The organism is Afipia massiliensis (assembly GCF_001006325.2).
GTDB lineage: Bacteria > Pseudomonadota > Alphaproteobacteria > Rhizobiales > Xanthobacteraceae > Afipia > Afipia massiliensis_A.
In genome coordinates this window covers 4,303,501-4,325,509 of sequence record NZ_LBIA02000001.1, presented here as the reverse complement: position 1 = coordinate 4,325,509, position 22,009 = coordinate 4,303,501, and the positions used below count along the sequence as shown (strand labels likewise).

The window sequence follows — 22,009 nt, the reverse complement described above, 5'->3', positions numbered from 1 at the left end:
ACTGGAATTATGATTACTGGTGTCCTTTTGAATCCGAAGTTCGCCACCGAAGGCGCTGCTAGATAAAGCGAACTTCGGATTCAGGACACCAGGCGTGATGCTCTTTCTGCATCATGCAGAGATGCTTTCGATGGAAAACGCCCCCCTCCGTCGAAGGCGGCGCGATCGCACTCCAGTCGGTCGTGCAATGCGGGCGGTGAAGTCCCCCAGCTTCGCCGCCCGTTTTCTTGCTAATGCACCAGGGGCTGGCGGCCGCAGGCACGTCATTCGCTGCCTTGCATGAGGACGATCATCGCGCCATGGTGACACAAAGTTCCGCTGCTCAAATCCAGACCGAATCACAGATGCGACTGCTCATCGTTGAAGACGACCGCGAGTCGGCCGACTATCTCGTGAAGGCGTTTCGCGAGGTCGGTCATGTTGCCGACCATGCAAGCGACGGCGAGGAGGGTCTCGCGCTCGCCGAGTCCGGCGAGTACGACGTGCTCGTGATCGACCGCATGCTGCCCAAGCGCGACGGGCTGTCCATCATCGGCACCCTGCGAGGCAAGGGCAATCATACCCCCGCGTTGATCCTGTCCGCGCTCGGCCAGGTCGACGATCGCATCAAGGGCCTGCGCGCAGGCGGCGACGATTACCTGCCGAAACCTTATTCATTCGCGGAATTGCTGGCGCGCGTCGAGGTGCTGTCGCGCCGTCACGGCGGTCCGTCCGAGGAGACGACCTATCGTGTCGGCGATCTCGAACTCGACCGGCTTTCGCATCAGGTTAAGCGTGGCTCTACCGAGATCACGTTGCAGCCGCGCGAATTCCGGCTGCTGGAATACTTGATGAAACATGCGGGGCAGGTCGTGACCCGCACCATGCTGCTCGAAAACGTATGGGACTATCATTTCGATCCGCAGACCAACGTGATCGACGTGCACATCTCGCGGCTGCGCTCCAAGATCGACAAGGGGCAGGACAAGCCGCTGCTGCACACCATTCGTGGCGCCGGATATATGGTTCGTGACGGCATTCGGTAAACTGATACGAACCACAGCGTTCCGGCTGACGCTGGTCTATCTGCTGCTGTTTGCGCTGTTCGCCGCGTCGCTGCTTGGCTACTTCGCCTGGAACACGCGGCGCATGATCACCGAGCAGATCACTGACACCGTCAATTCCGAACTGAGCGAGTTGACCGAGCAATATACGCGGGGCGGTCTGCGCGGACTTGTCACCGCGGTCGAGGGCCGCGCGCTGCGTCCGGGCGCGAATTTGTACCTCGTGACCACGCCGCAGGGGCAGGGGGTGGCCGGCAACGTGTCCTCGCTCGAACCCGGCGTGATGGACCATCCCGGCTGGGCGGAGACCTTTTATAAGCGGCTCGAAGAGACCGACACCAAGAGTCACTACGCGCTGGTGAAGGTGTCGCAGCTTTCCGGCGGTTTCCGGATTCTGGTGGGGCGCGACCTTGAGGAGCGGCGGCGGCTGTTCGCCATTGTCGCAAAGGCCGCGCAATGGTCGGTGCTGATCGTGGTCGTGCTCGGCCTCGGTGGCGGCGTGTTCGTCGCGCGGCGCGTGCTGCGCCGGATCGACGCGATGACCGGAACCACGCAGCGGATCATGGCGGGCGACCTGTCCGAGCGATTGCCGGTGGGCCGAAGCGGCGACGAGATCGACCGGCTCGCGGAAAATCTCAATGCCATGCTGGAGCGCATCGAGGCGCTGATGGTCGGCCTCAAGGAAGTGTCCGACAACATTGCCCACGATCTCAAGACGCCGCTGACGCGGCTTCGCAACCGCGCCGAGGAGGCGCTGGCGAAGGCGGGCAACGAAGGTGAATACCGCGCAGCGCTCGAGCGCACCATCGACGAGTCCGACGGCCTGATCCGCACCTTCAACGCGCTGCTGATGATCGCGCGCGCCGAATCCGGTCAGGCCCGCGACAACATGATCGACTTTGACGCGGCCGAAGTGGCCCACGGCATCCATGAACTTTATGAGCCGCTCGCCGAGGACAAGGGCCTGTCCCTCGACGTCGCGGCTGACGCCGCGACCATTCACGGCAACCGCGAACTGATCAGTCAGGCGCTGGCCAATCTGGTCGAGAACGCCATCAAATATGGCCAGCCCGCTGGCGCGTCCGCGGGGAACGACCCCGCCGCATCCGGCGCCGCCGCAAAAACTCCCGATATTCTGATCGAGGCGCACCGGGAAGGGGACAATGTTCTTCTCAGTGTCACGGACCACGGGCCAGGTGTCCCGGAAGCCGACCGCCAGCGCGCGGTCGAGCGGTTTGTCCGGCTGGAGGCCAGCCGCACCCAGCCCGGATCGGGGCTCGGTTTGAGTCTGGCATCGGCTGTCGCGACGTTGCATGGTGGCGACCTGCGACTCGCGGACAGCCAGCCGGGGCTGCGCGTGACGCTTGTGATCCCGAGCCGGGGCGTGGAACAGAAGACTGTATGAGTTCACCTGAGATGGGCGGTGCGGACCGACCCACCCTGGCGGCCCGTTTCGTGGCCGGACCGAAACTGTTCGCGCCTGACGATGCCGAACGGCGGCTCGCGGATTGGCTGGGCGATATCTCGCCCGAGGCCGCGACTGCGCTCAAGGCCATATCCGGCTCGTTCCCGCAGGCCAAGGCGATCCTTGAGGGCATCGCGGAAGCCTCGCCCTATCTGTTCGATCTGATGCGCGCGGATGCCGGCCGCGTCGTCCGCCTGCTGCAATCCGATCCCGATGACCACCTCGCGGCGCTGATTGTCAAGGCGGTGGCCGATGTCGCCGCCGCCCCGACCGATGCCGAGGTCATGACGGCGCTGCGCCGGATGAAATCCGAAGCCGCACTGCTGATCGCGCTGTGCGACATCGGCGGCGTCTGGCCGGTGATGCGGGTGACCCGGGCGCTGACCGACATCGCCGTGACTTCCGTTCAATGCGCCATTCGCTTCCTGCTCAAGCAGGAAGCCGCGCGCGGTCGGCTGCTGCCGCCCGACGCCGAGCATCCGGAAATCGGCAGCGGCCTCGTCGTGCTCGCCATGGGCAAGATGGGCGCGGGGGAACTGAATTACTCCAGCGATATCGACCTGATCGTGTTCTACGAGCTGGACGCGCCGACGCTGGCCGAAGGCATCGAGCCATCGCCGTTTTTCGTCAAGGTCGCGCAGGGGCTGTCGCGGCTGCTGCAATCGCGCACCGCCGACGGATACGTGTTCCGTGTCGATCTGCGGCTGCGGCCCGATCCCGCATCGACGCCGGTGGCGATCTCCATCGCGGCGGCACTGCACTATTACGAGCGCGAGGGCCGCACCTGGGAACGCGCGGCAATGATCAAGGCGCTGCCCTGCGCAGGCGACCTGAAAGCCGGCGATGCGCTGCTCGCCGAGATCGCGCCGTTCGTCTGGCGCAAGCATCTGGATTTCGCGGCACTCGCCGACGTCCACGACATGAAGCGGCAGATGCAGACGTTCCGCGGCCAGAACGAGATTTCCGTCGAAGGCCATAATGTCAAGGTCGGCCGCGGCGGTATCCGCGAGATCGAATTCTTCGCCCAGACCCAGCAACTGATCGCGGGCGGGCGGCATCCGGAACTGCGCGTGCGCCCGACGCTGGAGGCGCTTAATATTCTGGCGAACAGCAACTGGATCACGTTCGAGGCGCGCGACGAACTGACGGTGGCTTACGATTTCCTGCGCCGGGTCGAGCATCGTCTGCAAATGGTCGCCGACGAGCAGACGCATACGTTGCCGACCGAGGCCGAAGCGGTCGAACGTTTCGCGCGGTTCTTCGGATATGACGACCGCGCCGCGTTCGCCAGGGATCTGCTGGCGCATCTCAACTGCGTGCAGAACCACTACAGCCGGTTATTCGAGGGCGATCCGGCCGGCGCCGAGAAATTGCCGGACGTGGACTACAGCGCTGGCCCGGACGACAAGCGGCTGCTCGAGTATCTGCTCACGCTGGGCTTCAAGAAGCCGAGGATGGTGGCGGAGACCGTGCAGCGCTGGCTGAGCGGCGAGTATCGTGTGTTCCGTGTGGATGCAACGCGGCAGGCATTCAACGAATTCGTCCCTGACCTGATGCGCGGTCTGTCTCGCGCCGAGGAGCCCGACGATGCCGTGATGGCGTTCGACCGCTTCCTTCAGGCGTTGCAGCGGGGCGGGCGGCTGATTTCGCTGCTGAGCCAGAACAAGGATCTGGTGGCGCTGGTCGCGCTTGTGCTGGGCGCGGCGCCGCGCCTGAGCGACATGCTGGCGCGGCAGCCGCAGATCATGGACGGACTGATCGATCCGCGCTTCTTCGGCGCGATGCCGGATCAGGACGAACTGTCGGCGCGGCTTGCGGCGACCCTGTCCGACGCAAATTCCTACGAGGAGTTTCTGGACCGGCTGCGGCTGTTCGGGCAGGAGAGCCTGTTCCTGATCGGCACCCGCATTCTGTCCGGCACGGTGTCGGCACAGCACGCGAGCGTCGCGTTTGCCGACGTGGCGGAAGGCATCGCGCATACCGTGAATGGTCTGGTGATGGGCCAATTCGCGGAGCAGCATGGGCGGATCAAGGATCAGGAAACCGCCATCGTGGCGATGGGCAAGCTCGGCAGCCGCGAAATGACGGCGTCGTCCGATCTCGACCTGATCCTGATCTATGACTTCGATCACGAAGCGCCTGACTCGGACGGTGCGCGATCGCTGCACGGCTCACAGTATTTCGCGCGGCTGACCCAGCGTCTGATCAGCGCGTTCACGACGCGCACCAATTACGGCGTGCTTTATGAGGTCGATATGCGGCTGCGCCCGTCGGGGCGGGCGGGTCCGCTGGCGTCGCGGATCGACTCTTTTTCCGAATATCAGGAACACGAAGCCTGGACCTGGGAGCACATGGCGCTGACGCGCGCTCGTGTTATTTCGGCGTCGCCGGCTTTTCAGGCCAAGATCGAGGCCGTTATCCGCGATGTGCTGACGCGCAAGCGCGAGACCGGCATCATCGCCAACGACGTTCTGGAAATGCGCCGCGCCATCGCCGAGGAAAAGGGCGAGAGCGACATCTGGGATCTGAAAAATGCCGCCGGCGGCATGGTCGATATCGAGTTCATCGCGCAGTATCTGCAACTGATCCACGCGGCGGACAAGCCGGGCATTCTCGACGTCAGCACGGTGCAGGTGCTGGATAGTGCGGCGCGGCTTGGAGTTCTGTCGCAGTCGGATGTCGACATCCTGCGTGCGGCGTCACGGCTCTATCACGATTTGACCCAGATCATCCGCTTGTGCGTGACGGAGAAATTCAAACCGGAAACAGCTGGGGAGGATCTGCTGCGGGTGCTGACGCGGGCTGGCGACGCGCCGGATTTCTCGTCGCTTGAGGCGCGCGTGCGAGAGACCCAGAACGACGTGCGCGAGGTTTTCCTGAAGCTGCTTGAAGGGACGTCTCGGCAATAATGCTGGGCGCGGCCTGTTCGCCGTGTCCGCACGGCAGCATCACGCAGACGATGGTGCCGACACCCAGCCGCGAGCGCAGCTTCATCGATCCGCCATGCAGGTTGGCGAGCGACTTTGCTATGGCAAGCCCGAGGCCCGAGCCGTGATAGCTCTTGGTCAGCTGGCTTTCGACCTGCTCGAACGGCCGCCCGAGTTTCGCCAGCGACTGCGGGGCAATGCCGATGCCGCTGTCCGCGATGGTCAGCATGATCGATCCGTTGCGCATCCGGCTGCGGACCGTGACCTTGCCGCCGTCGGGCGTGAACTTCACTGCATTCGACAGCAGGTTCACTGCGATCTGCTTCATGGCGCGGCGATCCGCGACAATCGGGATCGCACCGCGAATGTCAGCGGTCACTGTCAGGTTCTTGTTTTCGGCGCGGCCGGAGACGACGCGCAGGGATTCGGTGAGGGTTTGGGCGAGGTCGAGCGGTTCGTAATCGAGCTTCATGCGCCCGGCTTCGATCTTCGACATGTCGAGGATGTCGTTGATGACGTCCAGCAGGTAGTTTCCGCTGGTCATGATGTCGTGGCAGTACTCCTGATACTTTTCGGAGCCAAGCGCGCCGAACATGCCGCTGCCCATCACTTCCGAGAAGCCGATGATGGCGTTGAGCGGAGTGCGCAGCTCGTGGCTCATGTTGGCGAGGAATTTCGACTTGGTCTGATTGGCTTCCTCGGCGCGGTTTTTCTCATCGGCGTATTTCTGCGCGAGTTCGGCAAGCAGTTGCGCCTGACGCTCCAGTTCAGCCTGCGAGCGTTTGAGGTCGATCACGTTCGCGGTGAGGCGCATGTCGTTGTCGATCAGCTTCTGCTCGTGCAGCTTGATCTGGGTGATGTCGGTGCCGACGGAGACGTAGCCACCGTCCTTGGTGCGGCGCTCGCTGATGTTGAGCCAGCTGCCGTCTTCCAACTGGGCCTCGAAGGTGCGCGCGCCAGGGGCCAGTGAGTTCGGCAGCCGGGTGCGGATTTCCGGCATGCTGCCGACTTCGATGACGGTCTCGTAGGAGGTGCCTTGCTTGACGGCGGAGTCGGGGAGCTTGTGCAGGCGTTTGAAGTGCGAGTTGCAGAGAACCAGCCGGTTATCGGCGTCCCACAGCACGAAGGCTTCCGGGATGGTCTCGATGGCGTCGCGCAGTCGCAGGTCGGCCTCGACGGTTCGCTCGGCGAGGCTCTTCTGTTCGGTGATGTCCACCGCGATGCCGATCAGGTGGCTGCCGCCGCCGTTCTGGCCTTGGCTGAGTTCGCAGCGGACCCGCAGCCAGATCCAATGTCCGTTGGCATGGCGCATCCGGAATGTCTGGTCGATATGATCGAGGTTGCCGGAGACGAGCTGGTCAGCGATGTGGAACAGGTCGATGTCGTCGGACTTCACCAGCGCGTTGACCTCGCCGAACGTCAGCAGGTCGCTGCGGCTTTCCAGCCCGAGCAGTTCGAACATCGACTGTGACCAGAAAATCCGGCCGCGCGACAGGTCCCAGTCCCACAGGCCGCAACGGCCGCGGTTGAGTGCCGTGTCGATCCGCGAGCGCACCGCGTCGTTGATCAGATCGCCCTCGCGGGCGCGGGTCGATTGCCAGTGAAACGCGAAGCCGAGGATCAGCACCACGAAGCCGGTGGTCGCTGAGAGCGTGATCTGTAGTGCGGCGTCGGAGCGCCAGGGGGACTCGACCTGTTCCTGAACCACGATCACCTGGCCGGGGAGCGATTTCACGGTGCGCTGGGTGGCGAGGGCGCGGGGGCCGCCCGGTAGTTCGACCTCGATCACAGTGGTCTGCCCAAGAACGCTGAGTTTGGACGTGGCGCTGAGCACGTCGAGGATGCGCCCTGCATTCTCGGCAGGGGTATCGATGGGGATGCGCGCGATGATGCGCTGTTCGGGACTGGTCACGATGATATGGCGGCCGGCGGCGGTGCCCCATGAGGGGACCAAGCCGGGCAACAGGCTCTGAAGCCGCTCGGCCGACGCCGCGCGATCCTGACGAACAGGGCCCGCGCGGTCGAGACGTTCCGCCAGCAGGTCGGCCAGCGCTGAGAGGTCACGCTTGATGGACGCGCGCTTTTGCCGGGTCTGGTCGATGACCTGGACGAATGCACCGATGCAGATAGTAATGAGGAAGGCGATGATCAGGGTGGGAACGGCGCGTCGCAACGCAGGCTCCGCAATCAGCAGCCGGTGATATGCCGGCTTCGCGATCGACTGTGCCAATCCCTTGATAGAATCGGATTGGACACACGTTGTCGCTGCGTGCGAACGCGCCATTCCTTCGCCCCTCGAACTTTATTGTCTGCACCCCGTTCGGCCGGTTTCCCCAACCCTCCGAATCGAATGTGATTTGAATCCACTTTTCCCACGCTGTCGAGAGTCAACGAATCGTTAATGCGAAATAAATGTTGTCCCAAGGAAATTCAGACTCGTTTTTGCGTGTTGAGTTGAGTCCGAAACGAGAACGGTGCGCGTGAGAGCGTCATTGCGAGCGCAGCGAAGCAATCCAGCGTCTGCGATCGACAAGCAAAAAACTGGATTGCTTCGTCGCTTTGCTCCTCGCAATGACGGACGAGATTTCTTCAGAGATGAGGCGAGGAAGGGGAGTAAGACTCGCTAGCGCGCGGGCTCGGCGTGGCTGATGACGCGCTTCACGGACGGAAACGCGCGGCGCAGGGCGCGCTCGATTTCGTCGACCTTCTCGTGAACCGCGATCACACTCATCGACGGCACCGCGCGGCAGTGGAAATTGACGATTTCGCCGGCGTCGGTGTCGCGCACCCGCACATTGTGGACGTCGTGAATCGCCCCGCTCTCGGCCGCGAAGCGCGACAGGGCCTGCTGGATAGTCTCGACGCGGCTTATGGCGGCGTCGGTGCCGTGCGGCAGCTCGGGCTCGAGCGGCTCGATGTGGGTATCGACCTCGACGTCGGCGCCGAATTCATCGCGGATGGCGTGTTCGAGCCCGTGCGCGATGTCATGGGCCTCGTTCAGCGGCATGTCGCCGTCGACCTCGAGGTCGATGCTGACGGTCAGCTTCCCGCCGAGGTCATGCACGGTGACATGATGGATCGCCAGACCCGAGTTGCGGGCGATCACCATGATTCGCTCGCGCACGCTTTCGTTGTCGCGCGCCACCGGGACGGCTGTAAACGTCAGATCGGCGTCGTAAAGCGCGCCGGTCACGGCGTCCTGCGCCTTGCGCTTGATGCCATCGATACGGTCGATGGGGTAGGTGCGGGGCACCTGCACCGTCGCATCGACGAAGTGCCGGGCGCCGACCATGCGCACCCGCAGCCGCTCCACATCGACGACGCCGGGAATGGCGCGGATGGCCGCTTCGGCCTTCTCGGAGGCGCCTTCGGGCGCGCGATCCAGCAGCGTCTCGATGGTCGTTTTTCCCAGCCGCAATCCCAGAATTGAAATCAGCACTGCCACCGCGATCGCCGCACCGGCATCGCCCCAAGCATAGCCGAATGCCGCAAGGCCGAGGCCGATGATGACGGCGAACGAGCCCAGCACATCCGAGGCGAAGTGCAGCGCGTCGGCTTCCAGCGCCTGGCTCTTGGTTTCCATCGCCGTACGATGGAGCGCCCGGGCGCGCCAGAAGTTCACCACGATGTCCACCACCAGCACAACGAACGGCAAAGCGGTCAATGTCGGCGGCGCCACGCCTTCGCGCAGGCGACTGTAGGATTCGACCACGATGCCGCCGGCCAGAATGTAGAGCAGGGCGATGACGCCGAGCGCCGAGAGGCTTTCGAGCTTGCCGTGGCCGTAGTGATGTTCTGCGTCGGCAGGTTTGTCCGATACCCGCACCACGATCCATGTCACGACGGTGGCGATCAGATCGACCGATGAGTGCAGCGCTTCCGAGATCAGCGCGATACTGCCGATGGCGACGCCCACGGCGAATTTGACCGCGGCCATGCTGGCGCTGGCGGCAATCGAAATGACGGCGACCCGTTGCTTGACTGCGCTCATCGGCTCCTCAATGCGCGGGTCTTGTCACGGCCGTGCAGTGAACGTCAATGCGGGAGTTCGCGATTCAAAATGCGTATCATTCGCAGGAGCGACAGTACGTCAGAGCTTGAGGACAATCTTGCCGAAATGCCTGTTTGCCGACATGTAGTCCACAGCCTGCGCGATGTCGCCGAACGCGAACACACGGTCGATCGGTAGCTTCAGCTTGCCGGATTCCACCGCGGGCCAGATGTCCTGTTTGACCTTCGCGAAGATGTCGCGAATTTCCTCGATCGAACGGGTGCGGAAGGTCACGCCGATGTACTGGATGCGGCGCGCAGCATGCAGATCGAAATCGAAATCGCCGTGAGTGCCGCCGAGCCGCCCGACATTGACGATGCGGCCGAGCACTTTCGTTGCCGCGAGGTTCTGATTGGCGAGCTTGCCGGAGACCTGATCGATGATGATATCGACGCCTGCGCCGCCGGTGGCCTTCAGGACCTGATCGACCCACGCCGGATCGTTGGAGTCGATTGCCATATCTGCCCCATGGGCGGTGAGTTGCGCACGGCGTGCAGCATCCGTAGACGATCCGATCACCAGCTTTGCGCCCTTGAGCTTCGCGATCTGCTGCGCCATCAATCCGACGCCTGAACTCGCGCCTTGCACCAGAACGGTCTGGCCCGGCTGGAGTGCGCCGTTGGTGACCACGGCATTGTGCATCGTGGACAAGGCGATCGGCAGCGTGGCCGCCTGCTCGAAACTCATGGACGCCGGAATAGGGAAGAGGCGGCCGTGATCGGTCACCGCATATTCCGCGTAGCCGCCGGGGCCGGAGCCCATCACCCGGTCGCCGATGGTGAGGCCTTTTGCATCGGGGCCGAGTTCGACAATCTCTCCCGCCCACTCCATGCCAAGCACAGTGCCGACGCCGCCGGCTGCACCGTGAACATGGCCCTTGATCATGCCGAGATCCGCGCGGTTCATGCCGCAGGCGTGGACTTTCACCAGAACCTGCGTGCCCTTCAGGGAGGGCTTCGGCACATCGGTGATCGCGGCGCCGTTCGCGCCGTAAACATAAGCCTTCATCGGATTGCTCTCTGAGTTACGCGCGCTGAGGATGGTCTTCACAGGGTATAGCAGTACTTTCGCGGTCGCGTAAAACCAGCATCCCCGGCGCTTGTCGAGACAGCGCCTATTGCCGACGCGGCGAAATAGCCGACAATGACCTGCATTTTGGTAAGGCGGCGCTCACCGAATTCTGTCACAGCTTTGTTATCGGATTCGCGGCACCTGCCTGCGGATAGCATCATTGCGCGGAGAGACGATGATCCTGCGGATGGCCTGTCTGGTGGTCATGTTGCTCTCGGTCCTGCCGCTCGCGCAGGCGGAGGAGACGACATCGGCGATTCCGCAGCGCGAACTCGTGGTCGGCGTGAAGGATGCGCCGCCATTCGCCGTGAAGGGCGCCGATGGCGCGTGGTCGGGCCTCAGCGTCGAGCTCTGGCGTCAGGTCGCGAAGGCTGAGAATCTGAAGTATCGCTTCGTCGAACAGAAGGACATGCCGCAGCTGATCCGGGAAACGGCTGCCGGAAATCTCGATATCGCGATCGGCGCGATCACGGTCACCGTCGACCGCGAGAAGGTTCTCGATTTCACGCAGACCTATTATTCGACCGGTACGGGCATCGCCGTTCCGGTCGTGAGCGTCATGAACTGGGGCACGCTGCGCCGGGCGATGACCTCGTTCAATTTCCTGCAGGCGATCGTTGCGCTGATCGGGCTGACGCTGGGCGCCGGCATTCTCGTTTGGTTGCTCGAGCGGCGGCAGAACGAGTACTTCGGCGGAGGCGTCACCAAGGGCATCAGCTCCAGCGTGTGGTGGTCGACATTGGCGATGACGCAGAGATCGTCGGCGGAGAAGGGGCCGCAGACCATTCTCGGCCGGTTCGTCGCGACCATCTGGCTGGTGGTGTCGGTGATCACGATTGCGGTGTTTACGGCCGGCGTCACATCGGTGCTGACCACATCGCAAATTCAGGGGACAATTACCGGCGTCTCCGATCTGGCTTCCGTTCGCGTCGGCACCGTCAAGGGAACGTCGTCGGAGGGCGATCTCATCAGGCGCAAGCTCAAGTTTCAGCCCTATGAAACCGCCCGCGATGGTTTGAAGGCGCTGCGTGCGGGACGCCTCGACGCATTCGTCTATGACAAGCCGCTGCTGGCGTGGGCCATCCGTCAGGGTTATGCGTCGCGGCTCAAGCTGCTCGATATTTCCATCGAAGCGCAGAATTACGCGTTCGCCGTGCCGCCCGATAGCCCGCTGCGCAAGATGCTGTCGATTGCCATACTCGATACGATCCAGAAAGAGGAATGGACCGAGGCGCGCATCCGCTACCTCGGAGAGGATTCGCTGAGCTCGCCCTGATCTGCCGCTCGCCGGTCGCGAGAGCTGGCGCTGGGGGCGGGGTTCGGAGCGCTCGGCTGTGTCATGAGCTTCCTGCGCCTGACTGTGCGTTGACGCTCCGGATTTTCCAGCCTACCGATTGTTGAAAGAAACAATCTAGTGTCCTGAATCCGAAGTTCGCCTTATTTTGCAGCGCGCTCCATAGCGAACTTCGGATTCAAAAGGACACTAGAAATGATAATTTTAGTGTGGTTTTGGTTCGCAAGTCCGCAAAAGAACGCGCTGTAGGAATGACGCGGACTTGCGAACCACCACTCAGGGGGAGATGTCAGTGACCGATGAACAGCCGGTGCTTCTGAAGGTCGATGGGCCGATCACCCGCATCGTTTTCAACCGCCCGAAAGTGCTGAACGCGCTCAACGTGGCCGCCGCGGAGGCATTTCTCGCCGCCTGCAAAGGCGTGGCTGCGGACAAAGGAAATCGCGTCGTCATCATCGCAGGCGAGGGCCGCGCCTTCATGGCGGGCGGTGACATCTCTGCGTTTGCGGGACCGGCGGAAGAAGTTCGCAAGCGTGTGCCGACGATCATGGAGCCGCTGCATGAAGGTCTCGAAATTCTGGCGGGGCTGCCGCAGCCGGTGATCGCGAGCCTGCACGGGCCCGTGGCCGGGGCGGGCATGAGCATCGCGCTTTCCACGGATCTCGCCATTGCTGCCGATACCGCGATTTTCACGCTGGCTTATTCGAAGCTCGGCACCAGCCCGGACGGATCGTCGTCGTGGTCGCTGCCGCGGCTCGTCGGCCTGCGCAAGGCGATGGAGATCGCGCTGCTGTCGGACGTCTATGATGCGCCGGAGGCGCTCCGGCTCGGTCTGATCAATCGCGTCGTGCCGGCGGCCGATCTGGCGAGCGAAACCGACAAGCTGGCGCGCCGTCTTGCCGACGGACCGACTTTCGCGCTTGGAAAAGCCAAGGCGCTGCTGCGGGGTTCGCTGGACAATTCACTGCACGATCAAATGGAGGCCGAGGCGGTGGCGTTCGGTGCGTGCATCGGGACTGCGGACTTCGCGGAAGGTGTCGGCGCGTTTCTTGCCAAGCGGCAGCCGACCTTCAAAGGCAAGTGAAGATACCATCCGTAACCGGAATTTTGGACAAGCGAACATTTGGGAGAGTGATTCATGAAAGCGAGACTAAGCCCGCACAAGGTTGCGCCCGAGATCATGAAGGCGCTCGGCGCGCTTGAAGCTGCCGTTATGGCCAGCGGGCTGGAGAAATCGCTGATCGAACTGGTCAAGACCCGCGCCTCGCAGATCAACGGCTGCGCGTTTTGTATCCACATGCATACCCGGGATGCCCGCGCGCTGGGTGAAACCGAGGAACGGCTCTATGTGTTGAGCACCTGGCGTGAGTCGCCGCTCTACACCGATCGCGAACGTGCGGCGCTGGCCTGGACCGAATCCGTGACATTGGTGTCGCAGACCAATGTCCCCGACGACGTGTACGAGCAGCTTCGCGGCAGTTTCTCGGACGAGGAAATCGTCAAGCTGACCATGCTGGTGGCGACTATCAATGCCTGGAACAGGATCGCGATCAGCTTCCGGTTCATTCATCCGGTGAAGACGGCGGCTGTCGCCTGACCGTCATGCCGCCGGAGATGCCGCCGCCGCGGATTTCTGCGGCGGGCTGATCAGGCCAGCTTTGTCAATTTGCGCAAACGCAACGGTGATCAGCCAACCCGCACGATGTCATCAGGGGCAGGGCGCGCGTCCGGCTGTGAAATTGCACGGAGGTCGAACGCCTCTCCCCGCAACTGGGACAGCGATGCCAACGCACGGTCGCGGTCTCCCTCAAGCAACCGTCCATGACTGGCCACTGCTGCGATAGGGTCCCTGCGTTTGATCGCTTCGAGAGTCGTAACCATCAAGTCGGCAGCGGCGCGGCGGAGATCGGGTGTTTGATAGTCGAGCGGCGACTTCCAGATCGTCGTCCAGACCGTTTGATTGGCGAGGTCGGTAAGCAACTCCACCAGAAGTTCGTTGCCCGAGCCGCGCGCGACGGTTTTGACCGCGCGTGTCGTGACGCGCGCGAAGGCCATCGGATCGCCGGTCTCGACCAGTTCGTCTAATTCCGCGCAGCGCCGTGCTAGTGTTTCGACATAGCTTTCGATAGGAGACGTCGCCATCGCGCGAACCGCCAGCAGCGAAAGCGCCATGCGCACGTTGAACAGGTCGGCGATCGATTTCAGCGAGAGCGGCCGCACATAAGCGCCGCGCCGCGGCAGCAACTCGACGAGGCGACGGCGTTCGAGAATGCGGATGGCCTCGCGGATCGGGCCCCGGCTCACGCCAAAGTCTCGCGCAAGGTCTAGCTCGACCAGGCGTTCCCCGGCCTTGCGGCGGCCGGCGACAATCTCGGCGCCGAGTTCGTCGGCGACCTGATCGGGGATCGTCCGCGCAGCGAACTTTCTCTCGGAATCGTCGTCGCCTCGGCTCGTTGGTGCTCGCAGGAGTGGTGCCACGGTCTGACTCTCTATCTGGGGCCCGTGGATCGAGCCCCGTGGTTCTATTTTACTGTAGAAAGTCAATTGTTGACAATCGACAAATGATGACCTTTCATGCCTTGGACGTCACCTGGCAGGCGAGCCTCTCGCTTTTGCCGGGATAAACGCTTGCTCGGGTCTCGATTTGACTGATTGGGGCTCAAAAGGCGGACGATCGATACCCGGCAGAAAGACCGGGCAATGCAGGGATGGAGCAACTGATGACGGCACCGCGTGCGACGTTGGTATTTATGACTCCGGTGGCCGGAAAGGGTTGCCGTAACGACCGCGCGGTGTGCGTGCCGGCCCTGAAGTCCCGCTCTTTTCAGCTTTGCGTCTGATCGCGCGATGGTCAGCGCGACGGAATTGTCCGACCCCACGGTGATGCCTCCGCAGTCCGCGTCGCGGCTGCTCGATGTGCGCGGTCTTTCGCTTTCCTTCGCAACGAACGAAGGTGAATTGCCGATCACCAAGAACGTGAGCTTTTCGATCCGGCCCGGCGAGCGGGTCGGGATTGTCGGTGAGAGCGGCTGCGGCAAAACGGTGACGGGCCTTTCGCTGCTGCGCCTGCTGCCGCCGCAATCGGCGCGCGTGCGAGGCGAAATCCTGTTCGAAGGCACCAACCTCGCAGGGCTCTCGCCGCGACAGATGCGAGCCGTGCGCGGCCGCGATATCGCGATGATCTTTCAGGAGCCGATGAGCGCGCTCGATCCCGTCTTCACTGTCGGTGATCAGATCAGCGAAGCCTATCGGGCGCATTTCCCGGCCAGCCGCGCCGAAGGGCGCGAGCGCGCCATCGCCGCGCTTGCGGAAGTCGGTATTCCCGCGCCGGAGCGGCGCTGCGACGAGTATCCGCACCAGTTATCCGGCGGCATGCGCCAGCGCGTGATGATCGCGATGGCGCTGATCTGCAAGCCGAAACTCCTGATCGCGGACGAGCCGACGACGGCGCTCGACGTCACGGTGCAGGCCCAGATTACCGATCTTCTACGCTCGCTGAGCGAGCGGACCGGGACCGCGCTGATTTTCATTACCCACGATCTCGGCGTGGTCGCCGAAGTCTGCACCCGCATGATCACCATGTATGCCGGTGAGGTTGTCGAAGACGCGCCGGTCGATGACGCGCTGTTGCGGCCGCGCCATCCCTATACGTCGGGACTTCTGCGTTCGTTGCCCGGCCTCAGTCAGCGCCGCGGCGTGCTGCCGTCGATTCCGGGCCGTGTCCCGTCTCCGACCGGCATGCCCGCGGGCTGTCGCTTTCGTCCCCGCTGCATGCACGCGGCAGACGGATGCGAGCGCGAACAGCCGATGATCGAGGTGGAGCCGGGCCGTCTGGCGCGTTGCTGGCGCGCGCCCGATCTCACTCTGCCGGGAGCGGTGAACTGATGGCCGAGACCAATTCCGCAACGAAAGACATTCTTGCGGTGCGCGATCTGCGCATCCTTTTCCCGACGCGCGATGGCCGCGATACGGTGAAGGCGATCGACGGAATGGACTTTGAAGTCCGGGCCGGAGAAACCTTCGGCGTGATTGGTGAATCCGGCTCCGGCAAGACCACGCTGGGCCGGGCGCTGGTGTCGCTGATTGCGCCGACGCACGGACACATCCTGCACAACGGCACCGATCCTGAATCGCTCAGCACCAGCCAGTTCAGGAAACACCGGCGCGATTATCAGATTATCTTCCAGGATCCCAATGCGGCGCTCAATCCGCGGATGACGATCATCGACAGCGTAATTGAACCGATGGAAGTGATGCGAGAGGGCAACGACGCATCGCGCCGCAAGCGCGGAGTCGCGGCGCTGGAGCGGGTGGGGCTTTCTCCGGAAACCGCTGGCCGGTATCCGCACCAGCTTTCGGGCGGCCAGAAGCAGCGCGTTAACATCGCGCGGGTTCTGACCCTGCGCCCGAAGGTCATCGTCTGCGACGAGGTCGTGGCCGCGCTCGACGTCTCGATCCGCGGCGATGTGCTCAATCTTTTCAGCGACCTGCAGCGCGAATTCGGGCTGACCTACGTTTTCATCACCCACGATATTTCGGTTGTCTCCCATGTCTCCGATCGCGTCGCCGTGACCTATCTCGGCAGGCTGATGGAGCTTGGCCAGACGGAAGACGTAATCGAGCGGCCGTTTCATCCGTATACGCGGGCGCTTCTGTCGTCGGAGCCTGTTCCGCTGCCGTCGAGCATGCGGGTTGATAAGCGGATCATTCTCCAGGGCGAAATCCCGAGCCCGGTTGCTCCGCCGTCGGGCTGCCGGTTTCGCACCCGCTGTCCTTCGGTTCAGCCGCGTTGCGCAGCCGAAGTGCCGGTGTGGCGCGAACTGAAGCCCGGACATTCGGTCGCCTGTCATTTCGCCACGGCGGAAGGCCCGCCGCCAGACAATCAAAATGCGCCTCTCGCGCAATAACAACAGGAGGAAACAAGAATGAAGAAGTTCGATCACATGGTGGGCGCGTTGCACCGCCGCGAGATGCTGGCGCTGATCGGTGGCGCTGCTGCCGCAAGCACCTTCGGGCTGCCGGCGTTTGCCCAGGAGCAAAAGAAGGGCGGCATCCTGAAGATTGCGGCTCCCGCCAACCCATCCTCGCTCGATCCGGCGACGGGCGGCGCAGGCTCCGATCACAGCATTCTCTGGACCATGTACGACACGCTGGTCGAATGGGATTATCCGACGCTGAAGCCAAAGCCGGGTCTCGCAAAGTGGAGCTACCCGGATCCCAAGACCCTGGTGTTCGACATCCAGAGCGGCATCAAGTTTCACGACGGTACGCCGCTCGACGCCGAAGCGGTCAAATTCAACATCGATCGCGGTCGTCAGGACCAGCGCTCGAACGTGAAGGCGGATCTCACCAGCGTTGAATCGGTTGAAGTGACTGGCCCGCTGCAGGTCACGCTGAAGCTCAAGAACGCGGACAGTGCGCTGCCGGCAATCTTCTCCGACCGCGCCGGCATGATGGTGTCTCCGACCAACATCAAGGCACTCGGCAACGACACCGACCGCAAGCCGGTGGGCGCCGGACCGTGGAAGTTCGTGCGGTGGGCCGACAACGAAATCATCGTCGTGACCCGCAACGAAAGCTACTGGCGTCCGGGGCGGCCGTATCTCGACGGCATCGAGTTCAACATCATTCCGGAACTTGCGACCGCGTTGCGCTCGGTGGTTGCCGGCCAGAACGATATGTCGTTCGCGCTGCCCGCTCGCCTGAAGCCGGTGATCGATCGCGCGAAGAATCTCACGACTGTGACGTCGCCGACGCTGTACTGCATTCAGATCTACTTCAATCACGCCCGCGCGCCGCTCGACAACGTCAAGGTCCGGCAGGCGATCAATTTTGCGCTGGACCGCGACGCCTTCGTCAAAGCGACGATGAACGGCCTCGGCGAGCCGGCAAGAATGACATTGCCCAGCACGCACTGGGCCTATGACAAGTCGATCGCCAATCTCTATCCGCATGATCCCGACAAGGCGCGCAAGCTGTTGGCGGAGGCGGGCTTCAAGGATGGTCTTGAACTGACCATTGGCGGCTACATGGATCAGGACTCGGTCCGTCGTGGCGAGGTGATTCAGGATCAGCTCGGCAAGGCTGGAATCCGGCTCAAGTTCTCGCGCGGAACGATCGCGGAAATCAGTTCGCAGTTCTTCGCCACCGAGAAGAAGTTCGATCTGCTGGTGTCCGCATGGACCGGGCGGCCGGACCCGAGCATGACTTATGCGCTCGGTTTCGATAAGGGCGCTTACTACAACGCCGGTCGTCTCGCGGCTCCCGAACTGTCGGCGATGATTCAGGAAAGCCGCGAAAGCGAAGACCTGACCAAGCGCGCCGCCGTGTTCGCGAAAATCCAGCGCTTCACGATGGAAAACGCGCTGTCCGCTCCGCTCGCGTTCCAGTTCGAGATCGACGCGCTGTCCGAGAAGGTGAAGGGCTTCAAGCCAAATCTGCTCGGCAAGCCGAAGTTCGAAAACATCTCGCTGGGATAACACCCATGCCGGCGCCGCTGCGATGAGCGCGGCGCCGGTCATTCGGTCATCGAAGGTCTGGTTTCGTCATGATTACCGCCGCCAAGCTCAGCATCATCGGCCGCCGTCTGCTTCAGACGTTGCCAGTGATCGTGTTGTCGACCTTCATCGTCTTTGGTCTGCTCAAGCTGGTGCCGGGCGATGTCGCCGTGACGCTGGCGGGGGACAATGCGTCGGAGCAGCGGATCGCGGAAATCCGTGAAATCTACGGCCTCGACCGGCCGTTCTTCGTTCAATACGGGACGTGGCTCTGGAAAGCCGCGCATGGTGATCTTTCGAACTCGCTGGTGTCGAGCGAGGCGGTCCTCACCTCGATCAAGCGGTGCCTGCCACACACGTTGTTGATCGTCGCCATGGCACTGATGCTGGCGCTGCTCGTGGGAATCCCGCTCGGGATAGCGGCGGCAAGCAGACCCGGCTCGTGGATCGACAGCTTCGTTATGGCCGTTGCTTCCCTAGGTGTGGCCGTGCCGAATTTCTGGCTGGGCATGTTGCTGGTGGCCTTTTTCGCACTCGAGATGAACTGGCTGCCGGCCACCGGGGCGGTGGCGTTCGCGCAAGATCCGTGGGGTGCGTTACGTCACGCGCTTCTGCCCGCGATAGCGCTGGCGTCGGGCGGCATCGCCGAGGTCGCACGGCAGTTGCGCTCGTCGCTGGTTGAAATCCTGTCATCGCAGCAGGTGCGCACGTTGCACGCCAAGGGTCTGCCGCCGTCCTCGATCCTGTGGCGGCACGGACTGAAGAATGTCAGCGTTAATCTTCTTACCGTCGTGAGTTTGCTGGCCAATCGCATGCTGGCGGCGACGGTCGTCGTGGAGGCCGTGTTTGCCATTCCGGGCATGGGCAGCCTGATCGTCAACGCGGCGATGAATCGCGACTTTCCGGTGGTGCAGGGGGTTGTCTTCGCGATGGTGTTGATTGTGGTCGGTCTCAACTTGTTGACCGACATTCTCTACAGCGTTCTCGATCCGAGGATTTCCTGAGATGGCGGACACAGTCGTTATCTCAGAGCGCAAGCCGAGCTGGCTCGCCGGTTTCGGCCGCTGGTTCCGGTCCGATCTGCGCGGCGCGCTGAGCCTTTCATTCCTCTTCGCCCTCATTGTGATTTCGACTCTGGGGCCGTGGATATCTCCTTATTCACCGACGATGCAGGATCTCGATGCAGCGTTGTCGCCGATGACGGCGAAGCATTGGCTCGGCGCCGACGATCTCGGGCGCGATACGCTGAGCCGGCTGATCTACGGCGGCATGGCGTCGCTCTATGCCAGCTTCCTGGCGGTCGCCATCGCGGTGGCGATTGGCGTTCCGGTCGGCGTGCTGGCTGGTTATCTCGGAGGCTGGGTCGATGAAGCGATCAGCCGCGTCGTTGACAGCTTCCTGTCGTTTCCCGCCATCGTGCTGGCCATCGCGGTCACGGGCGCGCTGGGCATCGGCCTGACCAACGGCATGATTTCGGTCGGCATCGTCTTCGCGCCGCAGCTGGCGCGGCTGGTGCGCGCGCGGACGCTGGTGGTGCGGAATGAGCTTTATGTCGATGCGGCGCGATGCTTCGGCGTGTCCACCGGCCGCATTCTGTGGCGACACGTTCTGCCGAATGCGATCCAGCCGGTGATTGTACAGGTGACGCTGCTGCTGGCCGCCGCGTTGCTCGCGGAAGCGAGCTTGAGCTTCCTTGGTCTGGGCATCCAGCCGCCGGACCCGAGCTGGGGCGCGATGCTGGCGCGCGCTTACCAGAACATGGAGATCGCGCCCGAGCAGATGTACCCGCCGGGACTAGCGATTCTGTTCACCGCGCTTGCTTTCAACACACTGGGCGAGTCGATGCGCGTTGCGCTCGATCCGACCATGAAGCGCCGCTGATATTTGATTTCTGAAAATAAGAAGGAAGACGGGAATGGCCGCGGGCCTCAACGAAAAGGAATACCTCGAGCAGTTGCACGCCTTGTGGGACAAGGCGTGGCCGAAGGGCATCGCTCGAAAGCCGCATTACCCGCACGGCGAGGTGGCTCTGACCGAATATCTGCGCGCCTGGGCGAAGGATCGGCCGCAACGACCCGCGGTGATTTTCTACGGCCATGTAACGACCTACGCTGAACTGGATCAGCAGAGTGACCGTTTCGCTGCGTTGCTGCAGGCCAAGGGCGTGCGCAAAGGCGACCGCGTTGCGGTGTTCCTGCCGAACTGTCCGCAGTTTCACATCGTGTTCTTCGGCATCCTCAAGCTCGGTGCGATCCATGTGCCGGTGAGCCCGCTGTCGCGTGCGTTCGAACTTGCCTACGAACTGAATGATACTGATGCCGAAGTGATCGTCGCGCTCGACCAGCTTGCGGCAACGGTGGATCAGGCGCGCGGGGAAACCAAGCTGCGCGAGGTTATCGTGACGAGCTTCGCCGATGTGCTTCCTGCGAAGCCCTCGATTCCGGCTCCGGATTCGATCACGGGTCCGCGTCTCGCGGTTCAGGGCGCGACCGATCTGCTGCCCGCGCTGGCGGCGATGCCCGCGCCGACGCCGCTGCCGCCCGCCGGTCTCGATGATGTCGCCGCATTGAACTACACCGGCGGCACGACTGGTATGCCGAAAGGCTGCGTCCATACGCAGCGCGACATGGTCTATACGGCCGCGGCCAATCAGGGCATTTCGGTTACGTCCAACGAGGACAGCATCTTCCTGTCCTTCTTCCCGGAGTTCTGGATCGCGGGCGAAAATTTCGGCCTGATCTTCCCGCTGTTCACCGGCGCGACGCTGGTGTTGCTGGCGCGCTGGGACGCGGTCAGCACGCTCGCGGCCATCGACAAGTACAAGGTGAACATCACGGCGATGCCGGTCGATGGCGCCGTCGAGCTGATGGATCACCCGCGCTTCAAGGAGTTTAACCTGTCGTCGCTGACGCAGGTGCGCGTGGTTTCCTTCGTCAAGAAGCTCAATCCGGATTACCGCAAGCGCTGGAAGGATCTCACGGGAACGATCCTGACCGAAGCGTCGTATGGAATGACCGAAACCCATACGTCCAACACCTTCACCGCCGGTTTCCAGGACGGCGATTTCGATCTCATCTCGCAGCCGATTTTCGTCGGACTTCCGGTGCCGGGTGCGGAATTCAAGATCACCGACTTCCAGACCGGCGAACTTGTTCCGCTTGGACGCGAGGGCGAAATCCGTGTTCGCACACCGTCGCTCTTGAAAAGTTACTGGAACAAGCCGGAAGCGACTGCTGAATCTCTCGTCGATGGCTGGTTGCGCACCGGCGACATCGGGTGCATCGACACCGATGGCTTCATTCATTTCCTCGGCCGCCGCAAGGAGATGCTGAAGGTCAAGGGCATGAGCGTGTTTCCGCCGGAGATCGAGGCGCTGCTTGGTCAGCATCCGGCAGTGCTTGGATCGGGCGTTATCGGGCGCGAAGACCCTGACAAGGGGCAGGTGCCGGTTGCGTTCATTCAGCTCAAGCCAGAGGCGATCGGGACGACCAAGCCGGAAGACATTCGCGCGTGGTGCGCCGAGCGGATGGCCACCTACAAGGTGCCGGAAGTGAGGATCATCTCGGCGCTGCCGATGACCGCGACAGGCAAGGTCAAGAAGCAGGAACTGGACGCATCCACGCCTGCCGCCTGAGCTGATCGCTGAATTTTTCGTTCGGTG

At 62.8% G+C, this 22,009-nt stretch carries 15 protein-coding genes and 1 pseudogene; 12 read left to right on the top strand and 4 right to left on the bottom strand.

Going from position 1 to position 22,009, the window contains the following annotated elements:
* Positions 1-299 precede the first annotated feature (299 nt).
* From YH63_RS20730 to YH63_RS20720, 3 genes and pseudogenes are all read left to right on the top strand, one after another.
* Positions 300-1,025 carry a response regulator transcription factor gene (locus tag YH63_RS20730; RefSeq protein WP_046830336.1) on the top strand — a complete coding sequence of 242 codons (726 nt, stop codon included), beginning with the start codon at positions 300-302 and terminating at the stop codon, positions 1,023-1,025.
* Positions 1,009-2,448: a sensor histidine kinase gene (locus tag YH63_RS20725; protein WP_137325261.1), complete on the top strand. Its 1,440-nt coding sequence runs from the start codon at positions 1,009-1,011 to the stop codon at positions 2,446-2,448. Before YH63_RS20730 ends, YH63_RS20725 begins: the two co-directional genes overlap by 17 nt.
* Positions 2,445-5,342: pseudogene (locus YH63_RS20720) on the top strand (bifunctional [glutamine synthetase] adenylyltransferase/[glutamine synthetase]-adenylyl-L-tyrosine phosphorylase); the annotation flags it as partial. The gene YH63_RS20725 and the pseudogene YH63_RS20720, both read left to right, overlap by 4 nt.
* On the opposite strand, the gene YH63_RS20715 reads toward YH63_RS20720, so the two are convergent.
* The 3 genes from YH63_RS20715 to YH63_RS20705 form a co-directional block, all read right to left on the bottom strand.
* Entirely contained in the window at positions 5,263-7,719 is a 2,457-nt protein-coding gene (locus YH63_RS20715; RefSeq protein WP_246658095.1) for a sensor histidine kinase, read from the bottom strand. The pseudogene YH63_RS20720 and the gene YH63_RS20715 overlap by 80 nt on opposite strands.
* A gap of 339 nt (positions 7,720-8,058) precedes the next feature.
* Complete coding sequence (locus tag YH63_RS20710; RefSeq protein ID WP_046830163.1) at positions 8,059-9,426, bottom strand: cation diffusion facilitator family transporter; 1,368 nt, start codon at positions 9,424-9,426, stop codon at positions 8,059-8,061.
* A gap of 99 nt (positions 9,427-9,525) precedes the next feature.
* Positions 9,526-10,494 (bottom strand): zinc-binding dehydrogenase, encoded by a 969-nt coding sequence (locus YH63_RS20705; protein WP_046830162.1) that lies wholly within the window; start codon positions 10,492-10,494, stop codon positions 9,526-9,528.
* A gap of 238 nt (positions 10,495-10,732) precedes the next feature.
* On the opposite strand from YH63_RS20705, the gene YH63_RS20700 reads away from it, so the two are divergent.
* The 3 genes from YH63_RS20700 (at position 10,733) to YH63_RS20690 (ending at position 13,448) form a co-directional block, all read left to right on the top strand.
* On the top strand, positions 10,733-11,833 hold the full coding sequence (locus tag YH63_RS20700) for a substrate-binding periplasmic protein (protein WP_046830161.1): 1,101 nt from the start codon (positions 10,733-10,735) through the stop codon (positions 11,831-11,833).
* A 304-nt stretch (positions 11,834-12,137) separates the two neighbouring features.
* Positions 12,138-12,935 carry an enoyl-CoA hydratase-related protein gene (locus YH63_RS20695; protein WP_046830160.1) on the top strand — a complete coding sequence of 266 codons (798 nt, stop codon included), beginning with the start codon at positions 12,138-12,140 and terminating at the stop codon, positions 12,933-12,935.
* A gap of 54 nt (positions 12,936-12,989) precedes the next feature.
* Entirely contained in the window at positions 12,990-13,448 is a 459-nt protein-coding gene (locus tag YH63_RS20690; protein ID WP_046830159.1) for a carboxymuconolactone decarboxylase family protein, read from the top strand.
* Between the two features lie 89 nt (positions 13,449-13,537).
* Here the strand turns inward: YH63_RS20690 and YH63_RS20685 are convergent, their stop codons facing one another.
* Positions 13,538-14,329, bottom strand: a complete 792-nt coding sequence (locus tag YH63_RS20685) for a GntR family transcriptional regulator (protein WP_433995125.1) — start codon at positions 14,327-14,329, stop codon at positions 13,538-13,540.
* Between the two features lie 369 nt (positions 14,330-14,698).
* Between YH63_RS20685 and YH63_RS20680 the strand changes: the two genes are divergently transcribed.
* From YH63_RS20680 to YH63_RS20655, 6 genes are all read left to right on the top strand, one after another.
* Complete coding sequence (locus YH63_RS20680) at positions 14,699-15,736, top strand: ABC transporter ATP-binding protein (protein ID WP_046830158.1); 1,038 nt, start codon at positions 14,699-14,701, stop codon at positions 15,734-15,736.
* Positions 15,736-16,758: an ABC transporter ATP-binding protein gene (locus YH63_RS20675; RefSeq protein WP_046830157.1), complete on the top strand. Its 1,023-nt coding sequence runs from the start codon at positions 15,736-15,738 to the stop codon at positions 16,756-16,758. Before YH63_RS20680 ends, YH63_RS20675 begins: the two co-directional genes overlap by 1 nt.
* Before the next feature lie 18 nt (positions 16,759-16,776).
* Complete coding sequence (locus YH63_RS20670; RefSeq protein ID WP_046830156.1) at positions 16,777-18,330, top strand: ABC transporter substrate-binding protein; 1,554 nt, start codon at positions 16,777-16,779, stop codon at positions 18,328-18,330.
* A 68-nt stretch (positions 18,331-18,398) separates the two neighbouring features.
* Positions 18,399-19,352, top strand: coding sequence for an ABC transporter permease (locus YH63_RS20665; protein WP_046830155.1), 954 nt, complete (start codon positions 18,399-18,401; stop codon positions 19,350-19,352).
* 1 nt (position 19,353) lies between these two features.
* The gene (locus YH63_RS20660; RefSeq protein WP_046830154.1) at positions 19,354-20,229 is read left to right on the top strand and encodes an ABC transporter permease; all 876 of its coding nucleotides are present in this window, start codon (positions 19,354-19,356) and stop codon (positions 20,227-20,229) included.
* 34 nt (positions 20,230-20,263) lie between these two features.
* Positions 20,264-21,982: an AMP-binding protein gene (locus tag YH63_RS20655; RefSeq protein WP_046830153.1), complete on the top strand. Its 1,719-nt coding sequence runs from the start codon at positions 20,264-20,266 to the stop codon at positions 21,980-21,982.
* Positions 21,983-22,009: the final 27 nt, after the last annotated feature.

Bases quoted from the DNA above. Each gene is read 5' to 3' on its own strand.
- YH63_RS20730 (WP_046830336.1), top strand. From the start codon at position 300: ATGGTGACACAAAGTTCCGCTGCTCAAATCCAGACCGAATCACAGATG.
- YH63_RS20715 (WP_246658095.1), bottom strand. From the start codon at position 7,719: ATGGCGCGTTCGCACGCAGCGACAACGTGTGTCCAATCCGATTCTATC.
- YH63_RS20710 (WP_046830163.1), bottom strand. From the start codon at position 9,426: ATGAGCGCAGTCAAGCAACGGGTCGCCGTCATTTCGATTGCCGCCAGC.
- YH63_RS20705 (WP_046830162.1), bottom strand. From the start codon at position 10,494: ATGAAGGCTTATGTTTACGGCGCGAACGGCGCCGCGATCACCGATGTG.
- YH63_RS20700 (WP_046830161.1), top strand. From the start codon at position 10,733: ATGATCCTGCGGATGGCCTGTCTGGTGGTCATGTTGCTCTCGGTCCTG.
- YH63_RS20695 (WP_046830160.1), top strand. From the start codon at position 12,138: ATGTCAGTGACCGATGAACAGCCGGTGCTTCTGAAGGTCGATGGGCCG.
- YH63_RS20690 (WP_046830159.1), top strand. From the start codon at position 12,990: ATGAAAGCGAGACTAAGCCCGCACAAGGTTGCGCCCGAGATCATGAAG.
- YH63_RS20680 (WP_046830158.1), top strand. From the start codon at position 14,699: ATGGTCAGCGCGACGGAATTGTCCGACCCCACGGTGATGCCTCCGCAG.
- YH63_RS20675 (WP_046830157.1), top strand. From the start codon at position 15,736: ATGGCCGAGACCAATTCCGCAACGAAAGACATTCTTGCGGTGCGCGAT.
- YH63_RS20670 (WP_046830156.1), top strand. From the start codon at position 16,777: ATGAAGAAGTTCGATCACATGGTGGGCGCGTTGCACCGCCGCGAGATG.
- YH63_RS20665 (WP_046830155.1), top strand. From the start codon at position 18,399: ATGATTACCGCCGCCAAGCTCAGCATCATCGGCCGCCGTCTGCTTCAG.
- YH63_RS20660 (WP_046830154.1), top strand. From the start codon at position 19,354: ATGGCGGACACAGTCGTTATCTCAGAGCGCAAGCCGAGCTGGCTCGCC.
- YH63_RS20655 (WP_046830153.1), top strand. From the start codon at position 20,264: ATGGCCGCGGGCCTCAACGAAAAGGAATACCTCGAGCAGTTGCACGCC.